Annotated in this window: 1 protein-coding gene; it reads left to right on the plus strand. The window is 63.9% G+C overall.

What is annotated here, in order from left to right; translation table 11 throughout:
- A partial coding sequence (locus KW848_RS31540; protein ID WP_218539200.1) for a cadherin-like domain-containing protein occupies nt 1-230 on the plus strand: 230 nt, incomplete at both ends.

A 230-nucleotide genomic window follows, 5' to 3' on the forward strand; every position in this document is an offset into this window, starting at 1 on the left:
ATAACACCCTGAGTGTCGCGACCTTTACCGTCGCTGGCGTGACTGGCAGCTTCACCGCCGGCCAAGTTGCAACGATCGCCGGCGTTGGCACAGTGACGATCGCTGCCAACGGCGACTACAGCTTCACCCCGGACGCCAACTACAACGGCGCCGTGCCGCAAGTCAGCTACACCACCAACACCGGCTCCACCAGCACCCTGGATCTGAACGTCACCCCGGTCGACGACGCG

Source organism: Pseudomonas sp. PDM25, from assembly GCF_019219045.1.
Taxonomy (GTDB): domain Bacteria; phylum Pseudomonadota; class Gammaproteobacteria; order Pseudomonadales; family Pseudomonadaceae; genus Aquipseudomonas.